Source organism: Rhodococcus sp. EPR-147 (genome assembly GCF_001647185.1).
GTDB lineage: Bacteria > Actinomycetota > Actinomycetes > Mycobacteriales > Mycobacteriaceae > Rhodococcoides.
The window spans coordinates 1-1,658 of sequence record NZ_LVCU01000402.1 but is presented as its reverse complement, the minus strand read 5'-3'; the positions used below and the strand labels follow the sequence as shown (position 1 = coordinate 1,658).

Sequence of the window (1,658 nt, the reverse complement as noted above, 5' to 3'; positions counted from 1 at the left end):
CGGTGGTCGAGACCCTCATGTATCCCAAAACGGCGCTCACGAGGATGACTGTCTCAGAAACGGCCGACAAGGCACAGGCGGCGCGTCAGAGCTTGAGACAGGTTTCTGAGACACATCACGATTGAGTCTCGATATCGATCCTGTCAGTTTCAGGAGTCGCGTTCACTGTGTCAGAAGTCGAATGCACTGAGCGCCAGCAATTGATGTGGGTTCGGCTCCTACTCCGGCTCGTCGGCGTTAGTGTTGCCTATGGGCATGTCGAAAGTGGTACCTGCGCTGCCGGTACGAGACATCGACACCGCTGTAGAGATATACGTCCGCGCGTTCGGCTTCACGACCCGGTACACCGACCCGACTTTCGCGAGACTTACCCGCGACGACGTCGAGATCCACTTGTGGGCCGCCGACGACGACAGCTGGAATACCCGTTCAGACCCTGCGGCATGGCCGGTATGCAGCGGAGCCGAGACGTTCCTTGCCGGCACAGCCAGCTGCCGCATCGCCGTGGACGAGATCAACGACCTTTACGCCGAGATGTCCCGCGCGGGAGTGCTCCATCCCGCAGACGCGGGTCGTCCCGTCTCGACGGACTGGGGAACGACGGAGTTCGCAGCTGTCGACACCGACGGCAATCTGATCACTTTCCATACCGATGAAAAAAGCCAACACGAGCCCACCACGGCAGGCAACGGCGCACCCTGACCGCACCCTCGAGCAGAAACTCGATGACCCGGACGTCCGTCGACGCGCTACGCGTGGTCATCGTCCTGAAATAAGCGCATGCTGGACTTGTCCACCCGCGCGCAGTCAGGCGACGGTCAGATAGATCAACGCGACATTGAGTGCGACGACGATTCCCGCGATGAGCCATGCCGCGTATGCCGGGATCCGGTGATTGACATCGCCGCCCATCAGGATGCGGTCCGAGGTGAACCGCACCAAGGGAATGAGCGCGAACGGAATACCGAAGGACAGGACGACTTGTGAGACGACCAGTGCCCGACTGGGGTCGACCCCCGCGGCCAGAATTGCCAGTGCGGGAACAAGTGTCACCAGTCGTCGCACCAGAATCGGAATGCGCTGACGTAGTAGGCCGTCCATGATCATCGCGCCGGCGTATGCCCCGACCGATGTCGATGCCAGGCCCGAGGCCAGCAGGCCCACCGCGAACAGCAGCGCTACCACCGGCCCCAGAGTGTCTCCTACTGCTGTGTGAGCTCCTTCGATGGAATCGACGCCCTCTCGGCCTCCCAGCGTCGAGGCCGCCAACAGCAGCATCGACATGTTCACTGCACCGGCCAGCAGCATCGCCAACCCGACATCGATCCGGGTGATCCGCAACAACCGCTGCCGGACAGGCCCTGCCTCGGGGTGTCCGTGCCGGTCACGTGCAAGGCCGGAGTGCAGATAGACCGCGTGCGGCATGATCGTCGCACCGAGCATAGCGGCGGCTATCAATACGCTTTCCGCGCCGTCGAACCGCGGAATCAACCCGGCGGCAGCGGCGGTGAACGATGGCGGTTCCACGACGACGCTGGCAAGAAATCCGACGGCGATGACACCGAGTAGACCGAGAATCACGAACTCGAACGGGCGCTGGCCCCGGCGATCCTGGACCAGCAACAAGATCATCGATACGGCTCCGGTGATGAGGCCGC

2 protein-coding genes are annotated in these 1,658 nt (G+C 62.4%); one reads left to right on the top strand and one right to left on the bottom strand.

What is annotated here, in order from left to right; all coding sequences use genetic code 11:
- Window positions 1-255: 255 nt before the first annotated feature.
- Window positions 256-702, top strand: a complete 447-nt coding sequence (locus tag A2J02_RS18015; RefSeq protein WP_197077431.1) for a bleomycin resistance protein — start codon at window positions 256-258, stop codon at window positions 700-702.
- Window positions 703-807: 105 nt separating this feature from the next.
- On the opposite strand, the gene A2J02_RS18010 is transcribed toward A2J02_RS18015, so the two are convergent.
- The coding region (locus A2J02_RS18010) for an Nramp family divalent metal transporter (RefSeq protein ID WP_068051808.1) at window positions 808-1,658 on the bottom strand (851 nt) is incomplete at its 5' end.

Excerpts from the sequence above, each read along its gene's own strand:
- A2J02_RS18015 (WP_197077431.1), top strand. The coding sequence starts at position 256 with ATGTCGAAAGTGGTACCTGCGCTGCCGGTACGAGACATCGACACCGCT.